The sequence below is a fragment of the Virgisporangium aurantiacum genome (assembly GCF_016863635.1).
GTDB classification, from domain to species: domain Bacteria; phylum Actinomycetota; class Actinomycetes; order Mycobacteriales; family Micromonosporaceae; genus Virgisporangium; species Virgisporangium aurantiacum.
On record NZ_BOPG01000033.1, the window covers coordinates 70,639 to 90,775 of the forward strand.

17 protein-coding genes and 1 tRNA gene are annotated in these 20,137 nt (G+C 69.0%); 10 read left to right on the plus strand and 8 right to left on the minus strand.

Going from position 1 to position 20,137, the window contains the following annotated elements; genetic code table 11:
* Positions 1–63: 63 nt before the first annotated feature.
* Positions 64–702 carry a tetratricopeptide repeat protein gene (locus Vau01_RS26005; protein WP_203997299.1) on the minus strand — a complete coding sequence of 213 codons (639 nt, stop codon included), beginning with the start codon at positions 700–702 and terminating at the stop codon, positions 64–66.
* Positions 703–1,010: 308 nt separating this feature from the next.
* On the opposite strand from Vau01_RS26005, the gene Vau01_RS64685 reads away from it, so the two are divergent.
* Positions 1,011–1,142, plus strand: a complete 132-nt coding sequence (locus Vau01_RS64685; RefSeq protein WP_275423958.1) for a hypothetical protein — start codon at positions 1,011–1,013, stop codon at positions 1,140–1,142.
* A gap of 53 nt (positions 1,143–1,195) precedes the next feature.
* Here the strand turns inward: Vau01_RS64685 and Vau01_RS26010 are convergent, their stop codons facing one another.
* Entirely contained in the window at positions 1,196–2,317 is a 1,122-nt protein-coding gene (locus Vau01_RS26010; protein ID WP_203997300.1) for an NB-ARC domain-containing protein, read from the minus strand.
* A 142-nt stretch (positions 2,318–2,459) separates the two neighbouring features.
* Positions 2,460–2,714 carry a helix-turn-helix domain-containing protein gene (locus Vau01_RS26015; protein WP_203997302.1) on the minus strand — a complete coding sequence of 85 codons (255 nt, stop codon included), beginning with the start codon at positions 2,712–2,714 and terminating at the stop codon, positions 2,460–2,462.
* Between the two features lie 438 nt (positions 2,715–3,152).
* Here Vau01_RS26015 and Vau01_RS26020 point away from each other — a divergent pair, with 438 nt between their 5' ends.
* Both Vau01_RS26020 and Vau01_RS26025 read left to right on the plus strand, forming a co-directional pair.
* Positions 3,153–5,960: a tetratricopeptide repeat protein gene (locus Vau01_RS26020; protein WP_203997304.1), complete on the plus strand. Its 2,808-nt coding sequence runs from the start codon at positions 3,153–3,155 to the stop codon at positions 5,958–5,960.
* An 11-nt stretch (positions 5,961–5,971) separates the two neighbouring features.
* Positions 5,972–8,719, plus strand: a complete 2,748-nt coding sequence (locus Vau01_RS26025; protein WP_239151854.1) for a phosphorylase family protein — start codon at positions 5,972–5,974, stop codon at positions 8,717–8,719.
* An 817-nt stretch (positions 8,720–9,536) separates the two neighbouring features.
* On the opposite strand, the gene Vau01_RS26030 is transcribed toward Vau01_RS26025, so the two are convergent.
* Together Vau01_RS26030 and Vau01_RS26035 are read right to left on the minus strand one after the other, a co-directional pair.
* Complete coding sequence (locus tag Vau01_RS26030; protein ID WP_203997308.1) at positions 9,537–11,186, minus strand: plasmid pRiA4b ORF-3 family protein; 1,650 nt, start codon at positions 11,184–11,186, stop codon at positions 9,537–9,539.
* A 156-nt stretch (positions 11,187–11,342) separates the two neighbouring features.
* Positions 11,343–11,681 carry a hypothetical protein gene (locus Vau01_RS26035; RefSeq protein WP_203997310.1) on the minus strand — a complete coding sequence of 113 codons (339 nt, stop codon included), beginning with the start codon at positions 11,679–11,681 and terminating at the stop codon, positions 11,343–11,345.
* 297 nt (positions 11,682–11,978) lie between these two features.
* On the opposite strand from Vau01_RS26035, the gene Vau01_RS26040 reads away from it, so the two are divergent.
* From Vau01_RS26040 to Vau01_RS26050, 3 genes are all read left to right on the plus strand, one after another.
* Positions 11,979–12,587: a hypothetical protein gene (locus Vau01_RS26040; RefSeq protein ID WP_203997312.1), complete on the plus strand. Its 609-nt coding sequence runs from the start codon at positions 11,979–11,981 to the stop codon at positions 12,585–12,587.
* Between the two features lie 156 nt (positions 12,588–12,743).
* Positions 12,744–13,322 carry a tetratricopeptide repeat protein gene (locus Vau01_RS26045; protein WP_203997314.1) on the plus strand — a complete coding sequence of 193 codons (579 nt, stop codon included), beginning with the start codon at positions 12,744–12,746 and terminating at the stop codon, positions 13,320–13,322.
* A gap of 41 nt (positions 13,323–13,363) precedes the next feature.
* Entirely contained in the window at positions 13,364–13,879 is a 516-nt protein-coding gene (locus Vau01_RS26050; RefSeq protein WP_203997316.1) for a DUF6398 domain-containing protein, read from the plus strand.
* Between the two features lie 72 nt (positions 13,880–13,951).
* Here Vau01_RS26050 and Vau01_RS26055 read toward each other — a convergent pair whose 3' ends face one another.
* From Vau01_RS26055 to Vau01_RS26065, 3 genes are all read right to left on the minus strand, one after another.
* The gene (locus tag Vau01_RS26055; RefSeq protein WP_203997318.1) at positions 13,952–14,311 is read right to left on the minus strand and encodes a hypothetical protein; all 360 of its coding nucleotides are present in this window, start codon (positions 14,309–14,311) and stop codon (positions 13,952–13,954) included.
* A gap of 172 nt (positions 14,312–14,483) precedes the next feature.
* Positions 14,484–15,590 (minus strand): tyrosine-type recombinase/integrase, encoded by a 1,107-nt coding sequence (locus Vau01_RS26060; RefSeq protein WP_203997319.1) that lies wholly within the window; start codon positions 15,588–15,590, stop codon positions 14,484–14,486.
* A 548-nt stretch (positions 15,591–16,138) separates the two neighbouring features.
* Positions 16,139–16,211, minus strand: a tRNA-Lys gene (locus tag Vau01_RS26065).
* Positions 16,212–16,346: 135 nt separating this feature from the next.
* Between Vau01_RS26065 and Vau01_RS26070 the strand changes: the two genes are divergently transcribed.
* From Vau01_RS26070 to Vau01_RS26085, 4 genes are all read left to right on the plus strand, one after another.
* A complete protein-coding gene (locus Vau01_RS26070; RefSeq protein ID WP_203997321.1) occupies positions 16,347–17,525 on the plus strand; it encodes a L,D-transpeptidase in 1,179 nt (392 codons plus the stop codon).
* Positions 17,526–17,646: 121 nt separating this feature from the next.
* On the plus strand, positions 17,647–18,906 hold the full coding sequence (locus tag Vau01_RS26075) for a L,D-transpeptidase (RefSeq protein ID WP_239151855.1): 1,260 nt from the start codon (positions 17,647–17,649) through the stop codon (positions 18,904–18,906).
* 126 nt (positions 18,907–19,032) lie between these two features.
* Entirely contained in the window at positions 19,033–19,302 is a 270-nt protein-coding gene (gene rpsT, locus Vau01_RS26080; RefSeq protein WP_203997325.1) for a 30S ribosomal protein S20, read from the plus strand.
* A gap of 119 nt (positions 19,303–19,421) precedes the next feature.
* Positions 19,422–20,036 (plus strand): helix-turn-helix domain-containing protein, encoded by a 615-nt coding sequence (locus Vau01_RS26085; RefSeq protein WP_203997327.1) that lies wholly within the window; start codon positions 19,422–19,424, stop codon positions 20,034–20,036.
* Positions 20,037–20,137: the final 101 nt, after the last annotated feature.

Below are 20,137 nucleotides of genomic sequence, written 5' to 3' on the forward strand. Positions count from 1 at the left end.
GTCGCTACAGCGACGCAATGCGTCTAGCCCATGCCGCCTCGTTGGAGCGCACGGTAAGGCCGTTTATCGGGCATCTCGTGTATAAGGACTGATCTCAGGACCTGATGCCGGGTCAACGGTAGGTTGCGGGTCGTCCGCTACTTCGAGCTCAGTGAGGCACACGCGAACCCGTTCCGCTTCCGGGACGCCGATCTTTTCGTAGACCGTCAGTGCTTCGGTCCAGTGGTCGCGGGCCGCGTCGGGATTGCCGTTGGCCAGGTGGGTGTAGCCAAGGCCGTCGTGGGCGCGAGCGTACTGGTGGTGGTCGCCGCACGCGGATGCCAACGGTAGCGCCGAGGTGTAGTAGGTGATCGCCTCTTCGGATCGTCCGGCGTCGTGGCAGATGTCGCCTAGGCCGTTGAGGCTTTCGGCTTCCAGTTGTCGGTCGCCGATGTCGCAGCTGATCTGCAGGCCTTCGCGCGTGTGTTCCTCGGCTTCGATCAGCCGGCCGGTGAGCCGGTATACGGCGCCCAGGTGGTAGTGAGAGCGGCACTCGCCGCGGCGCACGCCGGTGTTGCACATCGATTCGAAGCCGGTGAGCAGGCAGCGGAGGGCGTCGTCGTAGCGGCCGAGGTGCTGGTAGGCGATACCGAGGTTGTGGACCAGTCCGGCGACGCGCTCGCGGTCTCCGGGGCATCCGCAGTTTCGTGGGCGTGCTTCCAAAGCCGTGCGGCGCGGTCGGCGCGGCCGGTCTTCAAGTAGCCAGCTGCCAGCGTGTTGAGTGCTACGTAGTGTCCTGAGTAGTCGTCGCTGGTTTCGAGGAGGGCCAAGGCCTGCTGCGCAAGTTCGATGCCTTCGCTGTAGCGACAGGTCCAGACCCGCAGCTGCCCCAGTGATGCTAGGGCTGATGCTTCACCGATCGGATCGTCTGCAGCTTGAAAGTTCAGCAGTGCTTGTTGGAGGTATTGTTCGGCCTCCTCTCGGTCGTTGCGTCGCCAGGATGCGCGCCCAGCATTTAGCAGTGCTCGGGCGTGCCGGGACGCATCGCCGTCCGCGGTCGCGTCCGCCGCGTGCTGGTGGAGGGCAACCGCTTCGTCGAAGGGGCCATCGACGAGGAAGTGGCGCGCCATGATGTCGGACAGGTCACTGGCGTGAAGTCCTGACGCGTGTTGCAGGGCGAAGCCCGCGACTGCGACGAGGTTGGAGGCCTGCGCGTTCAACCAGGCGATTGCCTCTTCCGCCGCGCCGAACTGGGGAGTCCATCGCGACGGCTCGGCCAGGACATAGTGCAACTGGCTCCTCGGGTAGCCACAGCGTGCCGCAATAAGGGCGGAGTCCCGGTAATGATCGAGGAGACGGGCGACGGCGCCCCGCCGATCGTGCCGTTCCTCCTCCACAGCGAGACGTTCCGCGGCGTACGCCTTGAGCAGGTCATGCATGGTGTGCGGCCGAGGCCAGGCTCGGCTATCAAGTGCGCGCGCAGCAGCACATCGATTTGCCGTCGAGCGTCTGACAGCTCGACATCGGCGAGCGCGGCGATCTCGTTGACGCCGCTGTCGTGTGCCGGTTGGAGTCCGAGAAGGCGAAAGACCCGTGCGGCCGGCGGCGGCAGATGCTGGTACGACCAGGAGAACACCGATCGGACGGCGGTTCGTTCGTCGCCGCCTGCGTCGAACAGGTCCAGGTGGTGCCGGTTCAATTCCACGACGAGATCGGCTAGCGACAGGCTGGGATGGGCGGCCAAGTATTCTGCGGCGATCCGTAGCGCGAGCGGAAGACGCGCGCACTGTTGGGCGAGGGCCGCCGCCGCGGTCGGATCAGCGTCGACCCGCCTCCGACTCAATACTGAGCGGAGCAGATTGGTTGCCTCGGTCGGTGAAAGAACGTCGAGATCCACGCGGCGGGCGCCGTGTCGAACGACGAGGCCACCGAGGGCGTCACGGCTGGTAAGCACGACGAAACAGGACGGTGTACCAGGCAATAGCGGCCGTACCTGATCGGCCGAGGAGGCGTTGTCCAGGAGCAGCAGAATCCGACGGCCGTCCACCAGCGACCGGTACCGCGCCATCCGGTCTTCCAGCCGCGGCGGGATGTCGTCGTCGCGACTGCCCAGGCTCCGCAGCAGGGTGGCCAGCGCCTCGCCAGACTGCAGCGGCTGTTCTCTGTCGTACCCACGAAGATCCAGATATATTTGTCCATCGGGGAATTGATCACGTACGCCGTGCGCCCAGTGGACAGCTAACGCGGTCTTGCCGACGCCTGCGGTGCCGAGGACCGCTGAGATCACCACCGCTAGCGAATCGTCTCGCGCCGCTAGCAGATCGTCGAGTTCAGCCATCTCCGCGGTGCGTCCGGTAAAGCCAGGAACATCCATCGGAAGCTCACGTGGACAGGCTGGCGGCGGACCGCTGGCGTGAGCGGTCACCAGTGCATCGGGACGGCGGCGGGTTCGTGAGCGTTCCTCAAGTTCATCGCGGAGATCAGCGATCCCCTGCGAGGTCCACACCAACGACGCCGAGTTCGAGGAGCAGCCGGTCAAGAACGTCTCGCGGCGGCAGGGTGGTTCCAGCCAGGTACGCATAGAGGCTCTGTTGAGAGACCTTAATTTGTCGGGCCAGGGCTACCTTGCTGATGTCCCGGCCAGTACGACGTTCGGCCTGCCGGAGAAGACGCTTCAGCGCCGCACCCAGCTCCTCGCGGGTACCGACCGACGTGATACCCCCGCTTTGTGTCACGCACTCCCCTGATCTTCGTCGTGAGGTGACTCCAGAGGTTTCCAGAGGTTTCCAGTATTTCGGGCCTGGACCCGTCGAACCTGGTCGACTCATGGCCTCGGCTCATGGCATCGGTCGGTCCCGGGAATCGGGCGACGCGATGCTACCGCCATCGAGACAATGAGGAGTGCCGAAGCATGAATTCACCAAAACGATCAATACACCACCAGTCGATCCACGATCCGGAGACACCGACCTGGTTCGGCCCCCTCCCCATGCTGATGGCGGGAATGGCGGTCGGCATCGCGGGCATCGCGGTCCTATCAGGGCGAAAGCACCGGACCACCAACCGGGGTCGGCACCGCAAAGGCCGCGACCAGGGTTAAGTTGCGCATCGATTGCGAACGGCTTGAGACTGCCGAGTATTGGTTAGTCGCGTCGGGGTGAAGGGCGGAGTCGATGTACGACGTGTTCCTCAGTTCCACCCGCAAGGGTCACCCAGACGTGGCCGAGAAGATCTACAACGGCCTGACAGCGGCGGCATTCGAGGTCTACCGGGACACGTCCAATGACCCCGGTGACAGCATCTCCGATGAGATCGTGAAGGCGCTGCGGGCGAGCAGACTGGTCGTCGTGGTGTATTCGGCGGCGTACAACCAGCGATGGGCCTGCCAGTGGGAGTTCATCCAGGCATACCTCGCCGGTGCCGCCGAGGGCGACGCGACCCGTCGGCTCCTGATCGTCAATCCGGAGCAGGGCGACGATCACATCGTGCCGTTCGCAGCCGCCGACATGATGTTCCTGCGGTCCACCGAACTCGCGCGGTTGCCGGACCTGGCACGGCGCAAGCTCGACCGCCTCGACGCCCCGATGTCGGGGATCCGCCGGCTCGCCGAGACCCGGTGGTTGCCGCCCACGATCCCGGGCGCGTTCGGATACGTCGGACGATTCCCGGACCTGTGGCACCTGCACAACGCTCTCACCGGTGTCGACCGGCCGTTGAAGGTCAAGGCGTGGTCGGGCCCGGCCGTCCTGGTCAGTGGCATGGCCGGCATCGGGAAGACATCGCTCGTGCGGGCGTTCGCGTGGATGTTCGACGCGTCGCACCGAGGCGGGGTCCACTGGACGAGCGTCGGCGGCGACGGGGACGCCGACGCCGCCGTCGCCCGGTTCCACCTCCAATTGCGCCAGCTGGCCGACAGCTTGGGGGTACCGACCGCCGGCGAGCCGGACGGACGCGTCGCGGTACTCGTCGCCGAACACCTCGACAATGCGCAGCGGCCCTATCTGTGGGTGGTCGACGATCTTCCGGAGGACCTCGGCCGGGAGGACCTGGACCGGTTCATCGTGCCGGGAGCGCGGTCCCGGCACGTGTTCCTCAGCCGCCGGGGCTCGCCCGGTGCCGGCCTGGCGACGGTGGCGGTCGTCGGTCTCGGGGAGGCCGAGGGGCTCGCTCTCCTGCACGAGGCCCGGCCCATCGGGGACGCTGACCGGAGCGCCGCCATCTCGCTGGTCGAACGCCTGGGCGGGCACCCACTGGCACTGCGCGGCGTCGCCGAACGACTCCGGCAGACGTCGGGTCTGCTGTCGTACGCGCAGCTCGCGGCCCGGCTAGACGGTACCGGGGTGACCGATCCGGTCCGCGCCACGATCAGCGAATCGGTCGGATCGCTTCCAGTGGTAGAGCAGGTGCTCATCTGCCTGGCAGCCGTACTCGCGCCGGCACCCGCGCCGGCACGGTTCTTCGCCGACGTCATCGCGACCCTCGACCCGGTGCCGGTGCTGGCCGTCGGCGCCGGCCTCGACGGGTTGCGCCGGCACGGCTTCGCGAGCGGGGACGACGACCTGTGGCAGGTCCACCCGCTCGTCGTCGAGGCTGCCGTTGCCCTCGGTCCGCCACCGGTCCCGTCCGCGCGGATCGGCGCAGCCGCCGCGACGGTGCTCGTCGAGCGGCTGGACGGCGTCGACCCGCACGCCGCGGAGACGCCGTTGCTGATCCGGCACGCCGATGCGCTGGCCAGCCTGCCCGAACTCGCCGGCACCGGCCTCTCAGACGGGCTACGCCGACCGGTCGCCCGGTACTACGAACGCGTTGGTGACCCGGCCCGGTCGGCCGCGGTCTGGCGGTCGATCGCGGCCGGGAACCCTGGCTCGGCCGATGACTACGCCGGCGCCGCGCTCGCGTACGTCGCCAACGGCGAGTTCGCCGTGGCCGTCGACCCGGCCCGGCGGGCGATCGACCTGGCCGGCGACACGGACGCGGGACAGCAGGCGCGGTGGGCGCTCGCGGCGGCCCTCGACGGTCTCGGCCGCTACCCCGACGCCGACCCCGTGTGGGCGCGCCTCGACGAGGCCGGGTGGCAGCCCGGCCCGGACCGGCGCGTCGTGTTCGCGGTGGCCCGCGCCCGGGCGTTCACCGCACGCGGCCGGCTGCGGTCGGCCATGACGCTGCTCGAACCCCTTGCCCGGCTCGACCCGGACGCACCGGGCGCCGACCCCGACCAGGTCAACGCCGCCCGGATCGAAACCGCGCGCCTGCTACTGCTCACCAGCTCCGAACGGCAGGGCCGCGACACGGTCGAGTCGGTGGTCACCTACTACCGCGACCGCGACGCCACCCGGCACACCCGCTGCATGGAGGCCGAGCTGGTGTGGGCCGAGGCCGCGGTCGCACTCGCCTTCTTCGAGCTTCGCCCCGACACCAGCCGGTGGCGGGAGGCCGAACGGCTGCTCGCCGAGACCGAACAGCGCTTCCGCGCCGCCGCCGGCCCCGGCAGCGTCTTCGGACCGGCCGCCTCCGTGCAACGCGGGCTCGTCCTCGCCCACCTCGGTAAACAGGCCGACGCCCGCGCCGTCCTCACCCCGGCGCTGCACGAGATCGCGGCCCTGCTGTCCGACCGGCACCCGTTGCACCTGCGCGGCCGGTACGCGCTCGCGCTGACGTACCTGCAGCTCAACGACTACACCACCGCCGTCGGGCTGCTCGCCGAGGTGTGGCGGGTCCAGCGCGAGGTCGTCGGACCCTTGCACCCGGACACCCTCAACACCCAACTGGAGTACGCCGTCGCCGCCAAGTTCACCGGATCACCGGACTGGGCGGACCTGCTCGACGGCGTCTGGAACCAACTGCCCGGCGAGATCGGCCGCAAGAACGACCTCTACGGTCGCACCGCCACGGCGAAGCGGATGCTGCCGTTCACACCCACGGCGGCCATCAAAGCGCTGAACACGGTCGAGGCCTGGCGCAAGAGGCTGTGGGGCGAATAATGGATGCCGACGTGGTGGTCCTGACGGCGCTCGACCTTGAGTATGCGGCGGTACGCGAACGGCTGACCGACCGGCGGCGCCACGATCACCCCGCCGGAACCGTCTTCGAGGTCGGCCGGCTGCCCGACGGATCGGGCCGGATCGCGCTCGGGTTCACGGGTGAGGGCAATACCGGCGCGGCGGTCGTCGCGGACCGGGCCATCGCGATGTTCAGTCCCCGGGCGGTGTTTCTCGTCGGCGTCGCCGGCGCGCTCCGCGACGACATCGGGCTCGGAGATGTCGTCGTTGCCACCAAGGTCTACGCGTACCACGGCGGCTCCGCGCAGCCGGACGGCTTCCGCAGCCGTCCGCGCAGCTGGGAGATTCCCCACCACTTGGACCAGCTGGCCCGGCACGTCTACCACACCGGTGGGTGGGCGACCGGTTTCCCGGCGCCGCCGCGGGTCCATTTCCGCCCGATCGCCGCCGGCGAGGTCGTCCTCAATAGCCGAACCGATCCCCTCTACCGCCACCTGCGCGAGACCTACGGCGACGCGGTGGCGATCGAGATGGAGGGCGCAGGTGTCGCCCAGGCAGCGCACCTCAACGACGCCACGCCGGTGCTGGTCGTCCGCGGGATCAGCGATCGCACCGACGGCGCCAAGGCCGCCGCCGACGACGCGGGATGGCAACCCCGCGCCGCCCGCCACGCAGCCGCGTTCGCGTTGGCCGTCGCCGCCGAGGTCGGCCGGACCACAACCGGGTCGTCGGCCGTTCCTGTTTCCCACGGGCTACCGATGTCCGGCGGCCTGTTCGTCGGGCGATCGACGCACCTGACCTGGCTCGACGAGGTCCTGCTCACCGACAGCGACCGGCCGAAGGTGGCCGTGCTGACCGGGATGGCCGGCGTCGGCAAGACCGCGCTCGCGCTCACCTGGGCACACCGGGCCGCCGCACAGTTCCCGGACGGAGTGCTGCACGTCGCCGCCCGCGGCTTCGGTCCCGATCCGCCCCTGACCGCCAAGGACATCCTGGCCCGATTCCTCCGCGCCCTGGGCCGCGAACGCGCCGCAGAGCGCGGATCCGTCGACGAACGGTCGGCTCTGCTGCGCACCACGCTCAGCGGACGCCGCATGCTCGTCGTCGTCGACAACGCCGCGTCGATAGAACAGGTCCGGCCGCTGCTGCCCGGCACACCCGAGTGCGCGGTCCTCATCACCAGCCGAAACCGGCTCGGTGGCCTCGCCGTCCGCCACGGCGCACGGATCCTGGACGTCGATCGGCTCTCGACGGACCAGGCGGAGAAGCTGCTGTCCGCGACCATCGGCGCCCGCGCCGCTGCCGATCCCGACCACGTCACCCGGCTCGCCGCACGGTGCGCTGGCCTGCCGCTGGCGCTGCGGATCGCGGCGGAGATGGTCACCTCGCGCCCAACTCACGACCTCGCAGCCCTGGTCACCGACCTCACCGACACCACCGACCCGGTTGAGGCCCTCGACACCGGCGACGACCCGCACTCCGCCGTTCGCACCGTCTTCTCCTGGTCATATACAGCGCTCGCCCCGGCCACCGCGACCGCGTTCCGCAGGCTCGGGCTGCACCCCGGCAACGCGTTCGGGCTGCCGGCCGCCGCCGCACTGCTCGACACCCCACACCGGGACACGCGGGCGACCCTCCGCGCGCTGACCACCGCGCATCTGCTCATCGAGTCAGGCCCAAACCGGTGGGAGATACACGACCTCCTGCGCGCATATGCCCGGGACCTGGCGGCGCTCACCGACCCGGAGGCGGACCGGTCGGCGGCCGTCCACCGCATGTTCGACGTCTACCTGCATACCGCTGACGCCGCCGGGCGGATCCTCCTGCCGTACCGGGTCCGTTTCCCGCTCGACGGCACAGCACCGCCCGCACCCGGGTTCACCGATCGGCGGGCGGCACTGCGCTGGTTCGACCTCGAACACACCAACCTCGTCGACATCGGCCGGATCCCGGACCCGGACCTCGATCGGCGACGATGGCTGCTCGCGTTCACCCTGCGCGACTACTTCTTCCTCAGCAAGTACTGGGACGGGTGGATCGACAGCCACCGGCTCGCCCTCGTCGGCTGCCGCCGCCTCGGTGACCGGACCGCAGAGGCGATCACCCGCAACAACCTCGGCCGCGCACTGCTCGAATCCGGACGGGCGCAAGAAGGTGAACTCCAGTACACCCGCGCCCGCCACCTGTTCGAGGACGTTGATGACGAGCCCGGAATCGCCGACTGCCTGATCAACCTGGCCTCGCTGCTGCGCCACCGGGGCGAGTACACCGCCGCACTCGCCGATCAGCGCACGGCGTTCGCGGTTTACGAGCGCCACGGACTGCCCCGCAGGGCCGCAATCGCCCTACGCAGCATCGCCCGGACAGAAGCGGCCCAAGGCCGACTCGACGAGGCAGCGACCCACGCTACCGAGGCGCTCGACCGGTTCGTCAACCTCGACCTGGACATGGACATCGCCCAGACGCTGAACACCCTCGCCGGAATCCACCAAAGCGCCGGCGACATCGCCGCAGCGGAGAAGGCCGCGCACAACGCCCTCGACTACGCCACCCGCGCAGGCAGTGACCACGAGCGAGCGCGCGCCCTGCACCGTCTCGGAACAGCGGCCGCCACGGACGGCCGCACCGACCTCGCCCGCCGACACCTGACCGACGCCCTCGACATCCTGCGCAGGCTCGGCGCGGTGGCGGCCGACGCCGTGGCCACCGATCTCGCCGACCTAAATGGGGATGGATGTTAGATCAGTACGGAACCTCGCGGAATTGCGGCCGGTGCGATGACGACGACACAACCTGAACCCGCACTGCGGTGCCCCACCGGCCACCCCAGGTCGGCGCGCGCACCTCGCCCGCAGGTGGTGCGCGGGGTCGCAGCCCTATTCGCGGACCATGGGGACCCGGAGAATCGCGCGGCCGGTCGTACGAGCCGCACAACCATGTCGGCGGACTCATCGATATCGGCGGTCTCAGAACGGATCGTGGCCGGACGTCCATCCTTGCGGGTTCATGGGCGTCCGACCACGCTTCAGGTACGGCCCAGCCCGGGGTAGCGGACATCGAATCCGCTGGCGTCACTAGTCGGCCACGCGGCCACCAGCGCTCTGAACAGCGGCTTCGCCGGATGATCTCCCCGCGACGTACGGCGTGGCCTGGACGAGTGCTCAGAACCGAGGTGTACAGCCAGCACTCGACGACAGGTCCGGACACCCTGCGGCACTTGCGGACCCTCGGTGACACGAACCAGCGAAGTAAGAGCATAAATCGGCCGCTATCACTGGCCACTTCGCAGCACCAGTCGGTGCTGCTTTTTGCTGCTCGATGACCGGCAGCGTGGCATCCGAAGGTCACGCCGTGCTGAGACCTGTCGCCCAGTTCCAAAACCATGGATCACCCATCGATCACCCACGCGGCACCCGCCTGGCCGTTCGCTGCCGTCAACGCACCGCAGGTCGTCCGCGTCGGCGCCACGTTGTCGTCGCGGGCCTGGTGGTGACCCTCGACAGCCTCAGGCGCGAGAACACTGATGGCCACCGCTCGACGTGACTCGTGGTCGGCTGATCAGCCAGTTCGCGGACCGTGCGGTGTCGTAATGGCGGACACCGGGGCGTTCTCTTCCGACGTCCGCAGGCGGTGGTTGATCTCGGTCAGGTCGAACGGTTCCGGGTCGGTTGGGTCGTCTTCGGACCAGTACTCCACCGGGGAGTCACTCTTGAACGCGGTGCAGACCGGGTAGGTGCGGGCGGGGTCGCAGGCGAGGATCTTCTCCAATGCGATCTCGTGGCGCCAGCCCGCGCCGAAATCGTACTCGTAGCCGATCGTCGTGTCCGCGGCAAACGCCGTATTCAGCCGTACCTGGTACTCGTCGTCGGTCTCGTCGAGGTCGTGAAACGGGTCGCTGTAACGGTTGCGGCCGACGGTGAAGACGTGCAGGTGATCGCCGTCCCAGCCGAACAGCACCTGGATTACCCGGTGCAGATCGGCGAGGGTGGCGGTGGCCGGTAGCAGGACCCGTCGCCAGATCGGTGGCCGCCACCGGGCCAGGGTGACCTTGAGCTGGAGTGCCTGGTCGACGGCGCGTGGCGCTCCGGAGGCGACGAACGCCGCCAGAGCCTCGGCCAGAGCCGTTCCCTCCGGGTGGCCGCTGGCATTCACGGCGACCAGCCGCGAGTCCAGCTCCGGGCCGGGAAAGGCGTCGTAGACACAACTGAGCGCCTCGTCCGGACCGGCGCCGGTCAGGGCACCGGCGGCGAACTCGACAGCCAACCACCGTCCGTCGGCGGGTGGGGGGTCCGAGTCCTCCCAGGCGGCGAGGACCGCGCGGGCGTGTGGGCCGAGATCCGGTGACGTCGCCGCACGTCGCCAGGCTGGCAACGCGGCCTCGCCGAGACCGATCACCACGGAGACGGCGGCCAGCCGCAGGGCCGCGCAGGTGCCTGTGGCGGCGGCGAGGAGTTCGTCCGCAGCCGCTGCGGGCCGGCGGGTCGCCAGCCATGATTGCACCGCCACCCACTTGCCCTGGTCGCCCGCGACATCGGCCAGCGTGGCTACCACCTGACCGGCTGCAGCATCGGCGTCGATGCTCACCGGTTCCTCATCCTTCAGACGGGAAAGGGCCCACCGGCCCAACTCGGTGATCCGTTCCTCACCCGGACCGCCGGTCACCGCGCCGAACATCGCGAGCAGGTCGAGCAACCCGCCCAGGCGTCCGGTGTCCGCGTCGATGTACCGGTCGACGGTGGTGTAGGAGAACCGGTCGTACAGTTCGGGTCTGCTGTGCAGCACCGCGTGGACCAAGCCGAACAGGTCGTCTCCGGCGGACACCGTGTCCACCGCGAGGACACCGAGCGCCGCCGACACCAGGATCGACACACTGTCCGGGAAACGGCGGTCCGACTCGGCGGCACACACCGCCCGCAGGCCGGCCAGCCACCCGTCGAGCACCGCCTTCTCGTCCAACGCCTCCCACCGCGACAGTTCCGGCCCGGCCCCGGCCTTGCCCGCATCGACGTTGAGCAGCCCCATGCCCACCGCCACACACCATGGCCGATGCAGCGCCGGCACGTCCGCAGCGGTACGGACCTTCGACGGCACCGCCACCCCCAGCACCGCACCGGCCGCGCCCACGTCCGGACGGCGCAACACCCCACCGGCCGTCACCGACCGCGGAGCCGCACCCGCCCAACCCGCCAACCGGACCGCCTGCGCCACAACGCGACAGCCCCGCACCAAAGCGGCGGCACGCCCGACATCAACCGACCCAGCGGCGACAACTACGCTCGCAGCATCCACCCATCCGACATTACGGTGCGCCGATCACAGAACCGGCTGCGGGCTCAACCAAAACGACGATGGACAGCCGTTCGCTCACGTCGCTCGGCGGCGCCTCTGGGCCGTGCGCTTGGCTGCCGGTCCGGGATCGGCAGGTACCGCGTGGAAGCCCGAGTCGTCACCGAGGTGGAAGACGATACGCCCGTCGAGGCTGCCGTCGTCGGTCAACGCCGCCCACCCTCGTCCGCTGACCTGGTCGCCTTCGTCGCTGCCTTCCCAGGTGAACTCGACACGAACTCGCCCGTCGCGGGTGTCCTCGCGGCAGTCCATCCACCCTGTGACGGCGATGAACCCGAAGCGCCCTGTCCCGTCGCGGCGGAACTCGATGAAGCCGGGCCCTACCAGGTCGATCGCGTCGGAGTCCCACAGCTCCATCGACACGATCCGCCACCGGCCGATGCAGGCCGACAGACGCGCCATCCGAATCCTCCGCATCTTGCGAGCGCGGACACGCTTCCGGGACCGTGACCGCCGGCACGATGGTACGACGGCCACCGGACCTGATCGTCGCCGCCGTGCACAGGCCCCACTTGGCGGGTGGGTTTCGACGGTGACAATATGCATGAACGTATTGCCCAGGGCCCAAGGCGCCGGACTCGACGTGTCGTCCCACGGGCGGCTACACCCCGACATCTGGGCCACCCACCACAACACCCACCCCGGACGGTAGAGATGCCTGACCAGCCGGCCCTGTTCGACGTGCCACAACCCGAGCGGCAGCCTTCGGTTTCCCGCAGCGAACAGGGCCGAACGGGCATGACCTACGCCCGCACCGTCACCGCCGACATTCACCTACGCCGGCGCGAATCCCTGTGCACGTGGGCCGTCCGCGTCTTCGACCACGCTCCGACCATCGTGATCGGCGAGGCCGACGACACCGACGACGACCAGCGAACCCGGCGGCTTCTGCGCCGCGATTGGCTGGCCGCACTCAACTGGCTCCTCGACCCGACCGCCGGGCTCCGGCCACTCTTCGAAGCCGACGCAGTACGCCTACCCACCGCCGACATCAGCGTCCACCCATCCGGACCAACCGGCTGCCGTCTACAGTGGACAGTTACCGTCAAGCTCGGTGACGTCGCCGCGTTGCGTCAAATCGCCCTCGACGTCTGCCCGCCGGACAATGCCGCCGCACGAGCCGAGATCACCACCAGCCTCGCCGCCGCCTGGCGATGGGCCGCCGAACCGTACACACCGCTGCATCACATCCCCGGCATCACCTGGACCCCTGTCGACGTCGCGGTCGAACACCGGCCCGCCCGGTCCCACCGTGGTCGGTAAGAAAGATCGTCGATCTGGACCTGACGGGGGAACACCACAGCCCCGCCGCAACCCCCGCCCCGACCCGCCGGGCCGCGAGGCCATCAGTTCTGCACCGCCAGGTGCGACGCAGCCGCCGCCGGCCCTGACCGGTGGCCGCGGCGGTAAAATCTGGCCGTGTACCTGAAGGATCCGCTGGAGCGGCGCATCGACAAGTTGATGGACCAGGTCACCCGGGCCGGTGACGACCCGTCGAAGCGCGCCGCGGCGTTGGAAAAATACCTGCGGTTCGCATACGCCCACGACGACGGCCTTATGGATGTGGCTGCGTGGACCGAGGAACTCGTCGACGCCTACCTCGCCCTCGGCCGAATCGACGAAGCCGTGACGGCCGCGACCAAAGCATCACGGCACGGCCACAGCGAGGCCGGCGAGCTGCTGTGCGACCTGGCCGAGAAGCTCATGCGCAGTGGGCACGAGCCCACCGCCCGCGGGCTCTGGGACACCGCCCGCACCGACTTCCCCGACGACGTCTGGGTTTTCGTCCAAGCCGGCAGCGAGTACCACGACCTTGGCGACCACGCCACCGCCATGTCCTGGCTGACGCCGGGAGTCGAGTTGGCGATACGCACCGGAGACCCCGAATCCGCACTGGACCAGCTTGTCCCGCTCCGCGCCGCCTGTCAGACCGCGCTCGGGCAGCAGCCCGACGAGCTTCAACTCCGTGCGGCGCAGGAACTGGCCCGGCGGCGGTAGCATCCCACCCGGATCAGCGCCGACACCGAAGGGACGCGGGCATGCCGGAACCAGCGCCGCCGCGGGTGCCAGCAGCGATCCAGCCGGTCTTCGAGGAGATAGTCGCGGTGACCGACGCCTTCTGCGACCAACACTTGGACGCGGAGTACGCCGAACTGTGCATCAAGGTGGCCGCGAAACTGGCCCGCAAACGCCCGTCCCCGCTCGCCCGCGGAGACCGGCGGATCTCGGCAGCCGGAATCGTCTACGCGGCCGGTCGGATCAACTTTCTCGCCGACCCGGCCCAACACCCGCACCTACGCACCGACGACCTGGCAGACCTGATCGGCGTCAAGCAGACGACGATCGCCGACAAGGGACGCCTCATCATGGAGACCCTGCGCATCGGCCTGATGGATCCGGAGTACACCCGCCGCGACATGCTCGACCGCAACCCGATGGCCTGGCTGATCCAGGTCGACGGCTTCGTCGTCGACGCCCGCAGCCTGCCGGAGGAGTTGCAGATGCAGGCATGGCAGAAGGGCCTCATCCCGTACGTTCCCGAGGCGCGCGGATAGCGGCTCCGTAGGCGATGCGCGACCGCCGTGCAGCTCCCGCTGTCCGTCATGGGTCGGTACGTTTCCGCTTGGTTATTGATCACCGGCGGCCGGCATCTCGTCGGCGAAGATCCCGAAGGGAGCGCCATCGGCGGTGTAGCCGGCGACGAAGAACGGGCGGCCGTCCAGCATGATCCATGAGTCGTCGTCGAGCGGTTCTGTGTCGCGTCGCCCGGCTCGGCGGCGCGGTGTAGCCGGTGGGCGCTGTGCCCACCGACGCGCCGGTTCCGGTATGCGGTACCCGAGGGCGGCCAGGTCGTCGAAGGCGGTGTACCGGTCGACGCCGTAGCGCCTGGCGTAACTCCCTGCCGTGATCTTGGCACCTGACCGAATCCAGTCCCGTGCGGAGTCGAGGCGTTGCCGCTGACGTATGCGGTGACGGCGCGCCTGCATGAAGTGGAGGCTATGTCGTCGCTCCGAACCGACCTCGTCATTGCGCCGATCGGACGACCCGCCGGCGTGAAGGTGACACCAAGCCCGAGAATCGCGGCGTACGGCAAGCCGTGTACGGATTCGACTCAGCACGACCGCCGACGCGGTTGCACCAGCGGCCGTGCGGAGGCGGTCATGCTTGCGAGTTTCCGGCGTCGGGTTTGACGCGAGCGGCGGTCAGCAACATGTGAGCAGTGGCTTGAGCACGCCGGTGAGCAAGCTCGGGTAAGACGCTGATGTAAATCTTGGCTGTGGTGACCGGGCTGCTGTGCCCGAGCAGGGCCTGGACGGCTTTCAGATCGTCGTGGGCGGCGAAGTTCAGGCTGGCCGCACCATGCCGCAGGTCATGCAGCCGCACCGGCGGCAGGCCCACAGCGCGGATCCGGCGGGTGAACGTGTGGCTGGCCACCGACGGGAGGACGGGCCGGCCGTCGGGCAGTGTGAACACATGCCCCCTGGCGTCGGCGGTCCACCCCTCGGCTTCCGCCCGCTGCAATCGTCGGTGATGGCGGAGCACGGCGACGGTGGCGTCGTCGAGGGCGATGGTGCGGCGGCTGGCCAGACTCTTCGGCGGACCGACGTGAGTCTTGCCGTCGACGCAGACGACCTGCTCCGCCACCGTCAACGTCTGCTCGTCGAGGTCCACAGTGGGCCAGGTCAAGCCGCACAGTTCGCCGCGGCGCAGCCCGCACAAGGCCGCCAACCACCACAGCGCGAAGAACCGATCATCGCGGCAGCCGCGCAGAAACGCGACCAGGTGATGGGTGTCCCACACCGCCACCGGCGGGCGCTGCCCACCTGCCCGCCACGCCTGCTCGCGTTTGCTGGTCCACACCACCGGGTGGCATCCGGTGGGGCGGGGTGCGCGGGACGCCGCGGCCGGGTTGACCGCGATGAGTCCTTCCCGCACTGCCGCCGCCAGTGCCGTGCGCAGGGTCGCCAGGATGCGGGCGATGGTGGCCGGGGCCATCAGCCGCCCGGTCGGGGTGCGGTGAGCGGCCAGACCGCGCAGCATCTGCTGCACGTCCCGGGTGCCCAGTTCGGCCACGGTGTGGTGGCCGAGGTACGGAATCAGGTAGCGGTGCACGTGTTCGCGATAGCCGCGCAGCGTCGTCGGACGCAGGTACACATCGACCAGGTCCAGCCACTGCCGCAGCCACCGCTCGACCGTCCATACCCGCCCTGCTACGAGGCCGCGGGGTGCGGCGAGCAGGTTCTCCCGCGCCACGCGGGCCAGCACGCAACTGGCATAACCGCCGCGGCGCAGCCGTACCCGCCGGCCAGCCTCCCGAGGAAGCTCAGCGGCGAAGTACCAACTACCGTGCTCTGGGCGGTCCAGCAATGGGCAGCCTGGGCCCAGCCGTCGCCCGGTGCCCGGGTTGCGGCAGCCACACCGTTTGAAGACACCCGCGGACGGCTCGGAGGATGATTGAGCGGCCATGATGGGCTCCCTTCGGAAGGATCCGCCGCACGGCGGCGGCGTTACCTGGAGGACACCCAATCGTGGGAGCGAATACCGGAGAACCTCGGCATTCACCCGGCCGATCGACACCTGCCACGAGCCGGGACACCACTACGACGCGGCGGAACGGCAACACAATCGCCGTGATCTGGGCGAACGGCCGCGTGATCGAGCCTCGGACGGGACGACGATCCGCTCACTCGTAGACAGTTGATCCGAACCCGCAGGTCATCGCACGGCGATGGCGGAGCGCACCGGGCCTTACCCCGGCCCCACAAAGATCGAGACCGCATAGCCACTCGGCTATACGGTCTGCTCGAAAGCTGTGCGCCGCCAGGGACTCGAACCCCGAACCCGCGGATTAAGAGTCCGCTGCTCTGCCAGTTGAGCTAGCGGCGCTCACTGGAACGGCCAAAACCATAACACGCACTCCGCGCCCCCTCCCAACCGGATAAGGGTGGTCGCGCAAGCGTGCGGACATGCGGCACCATGTCTGCGTCCCCGCCGCGGGGCTTGGGGGAGCTAGGAGTACAGATGGTAGTCCGGCGAGTGCTGATCGCAATAGCCCTGCTTGTTCCGTTGGGGGTTGCCGCCTGCGGGAACGACGAGCCGGACAAGGGCGCGGCCGAGCCCGCGGCGACGGCCCCCGCCAGTTCCTCGCCGCCGCCGGTGCCCTTCGTGTTCGAGGTCGGTCCGGCGGCCGGCACGAAGAACCTGCCGATCACGGCCGAGGTCGAGACCCGCGTCAGCGGCGGCAAGGTCACGACGGTCACGCTGGTCGACGACAAGGGCAAGGCCATCGGGGGCGAGCTCCGCGCGGACGGCACGACGTGGGTGCCCGGCCAACCCCTCGAATACAACCGGACGTACACAGCGTCGGTCACCGCGGCCGCGACCAACGGGGCGGCGCCGGAGACGAAGACGACCAGCTTTTCGACGATGGCCCGACCCGGTGGCGGCAAGGTGGGCTCGGGTCTGTACCTGTTCAACGGGAACACCTACGGCACGGCGATGCCGGTGGCGGTCGAGTTCGAGTCGGACATCCCGGAGGCCTCGCGGGCGGCGGTGGCCCGGCGCCTGTTCGTGAAGTCCGACCCGCCGCAGGTGGGGCGCTGGCACTGGCACTCGGCCCGGATGGTGCTCTTCCGGCCCGAGCAGTACTGGAAGCCGGGCACCACGATCACCGTTCGTAGCGGGTTGACCGGTCTGCCGATCGGCAGCAAGTGGGGCGACACCGACCGCTCGGCCACGGTCAAGATCGCTGACCGGTCGCTGGTGCTCGACGTCGACAATGCCACCAAGAAGATGCGGGTGCTGCTGAACGGGCAGGTCATCCGGGAGTTGCCGGTGAGCCTCGGCAAGCCGTCGACACCGTCGTCGAGTGGGCAGATGGTGATCATGGAGAAGGCCGAGCAGACCGTCTTCGACACCCGTGCCACCGACGGCCCGAATGGGTATCGGGTCGACATCGAGTACGCACAGCGACTGACCTGGGGCGGAGAGTACGTCCACTCCGCGTCGTGGTCAGTGAAGGATCAAGGCGTCCGGAATGTGTCACACGGCTGCGTTAATGTTGCCCCTGACCAGGCGCGCTGGCTCTTCGAGCAGACGATGGTCGGCGATGCGGTGATCGTTCGGGGCACCGAGCGCGTATTACAAGCCGGTAACGGTTGGACGGCATGGGACGTTCCATGGGAGAAGTACGGCGTCTAGAAGTACGGAGATCGCGTTTATGTGATCGGTACTGCTACGCCGGACCACTTCGCCCGGCGGCACGTTGGTGACCTTGGAGACGACGATGCGAACGAGCCCTTCGGCCCCACGGCGATTCCGTGTGACCCTCGGGGCGGCCGCCCTGGCCACCGCGGTCCTGCTCACCGCGGCCGGCTGCGGCGGCGACAAGCCGAAGTGGTACGGCGCCGACGGCAAGCCCAACACGGAGACGCCCGCCGAGGCACCGGTCAACGTCGCGGTCACCGCGCCGGCCGAGGGTGCCACGAACGTCCCGGCGGCCACCGAGATCGCCTACACCACCGACGGCGCCACCAGCACCGTCGAGCTCACCGACGCCGCCGGTAACAAGATCGACGGCGCGCTGCGCGCCGACAAGTCGTCCTGGGTCCCGGGGAAGATGCTCACCTGGGGCACCCAGTACACCGCGAAGATCACCGGTACGTCGGCGAGCGGCAAGTCCGAGTCGAAGACGGTCACGTTCACCACGATGGCGAAGCCCGGCAGCACCGGTAAGGCGTCCACGGTGATCGGCGACAACCAGACGCTGGGCGTCGGCATGCCGATCATCGTCAGCTTCAGCAACGACATCGCCAAGGACCAGCGGGCCAACGTCCAGAAGCGGTTGTTCGTCACCAGTAACCCTCCCCAGGAGGGCATCTGGTACTGGTGGAACAACAAAGAGGTGCACTTCCGCCCGAAGGAGTACTGGCAGGCCGGCACCACGCTGTCGGTGCGCGCCGCGATCGGCGGGCTGCTCATGGGCAACAACCGGTACGGCTCGCAGGACCTCACCATCAACACCAAGGTCGGCTCCCGCATCATCATGGAGGCCGACAACGCCACGAAGCAGATGACCGTCACGAAGGACGGCCAGCTGCTGCGCACGATCCCGGTGAGCTTCGGCAAGAAGGCGACGCCGAGCGCCAGCGGCAACTTCGTCATCATGATCAAGAACGAGTGGGAGTGGTTCGACTCGGCGAGCTTCGGCGTCCCGAACGACTCGGCCGACGGCTACCGCACGAAGGTGTACTACCCCCAGCGCATCACGTGGGACGGCGAGTACATCCACTCGGCGCCGTGGTCGGAAGGCGACCAGGGCAGGCGCAACGTGTCACACGGCTGCACCAACATCTCGGCCGCGAACGCCCAGTGGCTCTACGGGGTCACCCAGATCGGCGACCCGGTGATCATCAAGGGCACCGAGGAGCACGTGAAGTGGCAGAACGGCTGGACCGACTGGGACATCACCTGGACGGAGTACGTGAAGGGCAGCGCCATCCCGTACGTGCCGCCGGCGGTCGCCCCGTCCGCGGGTCCGTCCACCAGCGGCTCGGCGTCGCCCTCGGCATCGACGAACTGAGCCGTGGCGGGCGCCGTTTTGGCCGCTCCGGGGTCGGCTGGTAGGCTGGCTCCTTGCGCATGGTGATGCGATCGATGTCCCATGCAACCTCCGAAGTACACCCGAACGATCAAACGAGGCTGACGCGTGGCGAACATTAAGTCGCAGATCAAGCGGAACAAGCAGAACGAGAAGCGCCGCCTGCGCAACAAGTCCGTCAAGTCCTCGCTGAAGACGGCGATCCGCAAGTTCCACGAGGCGGCCGCCGCCGGCGACAACGAGACGGCGAACGCCCTCATGCAGGACGCCAGCAAGAAGCTCGACAAGGCGGCCAGCAAGGGCGTCATTCACAAGAACCAGGCCGCGAACCGCAAGTCGGCGATCGCGCAGAAGCTCCACACCGTGGTCTCTGCCTGATCCGAGCCGCAGCGCAACGTGTGGAGGCTCACGCCTACGGGCGTGAGCCTCCACGTTTGTTTCCCCGGGATCGGATCGCTGTCAGGGGACGCGTAGAGAGCGCGAGCTAGGGTTCGGGAGTGCGTGGCGTTCGCCGGGCCGCCGAGGTCCTTGAGCTTTTCTCCGTCGAGCGGCCCTACTGGGGTCCTACCGAGGTGGCTGCCGAGGTAGGCGTCGCGAAGTCGAGCGCGCACGAGCTGCTCCGGGAGCTGGCCCATGCCGGCCTGGTGGAGCGCATGGCGTGCGGGAAGTACCGGCTCGGTTGGCGGCTGGTCGGGCTGGCTCGCACGATGTTGCAGTCTCACGGGCACGGCACCACCGTCATCCCCGCCGCGCGCGAACTCGCCCGGGAGCTGGGCGAGACGGTCCACGTCGCCGCCCTTGACCGCGACCGGGTCCTGTACGTCGCCAGTGTCGTCCCGGCCGGGGGAGTTGCCGCTCCGACCGTCCCCGTCGCGGCGGAGTCGACGCCCCTCGGCCAGGTTCTGGGCACCGAGCACCGCGGAGTGCTCGTCGGACCACAGCGTGCGCTCGACGGCGTGGAGTGCGCCGCCGCGGCGCTGCGCGTGGGCGACGAACCCGCCGGATCGCTCGGCGTCTGCGCCACGAGCGAGCGGTTCGCCGCGCGGCGCGACGTGTACGCCCGTGCCGTCGCCGCGACCCGGAAGCGCGTGGCCCGCACCGTTCGGCTGTAGCGAACGGTCCTTGGCCGACGGCTCCGCGGTCACCCATCATCGAGCGATCGATCCTCACCCGGGCCCGGCGGCGACCTGCCGCAGCGCCCGGGTCATCGCAA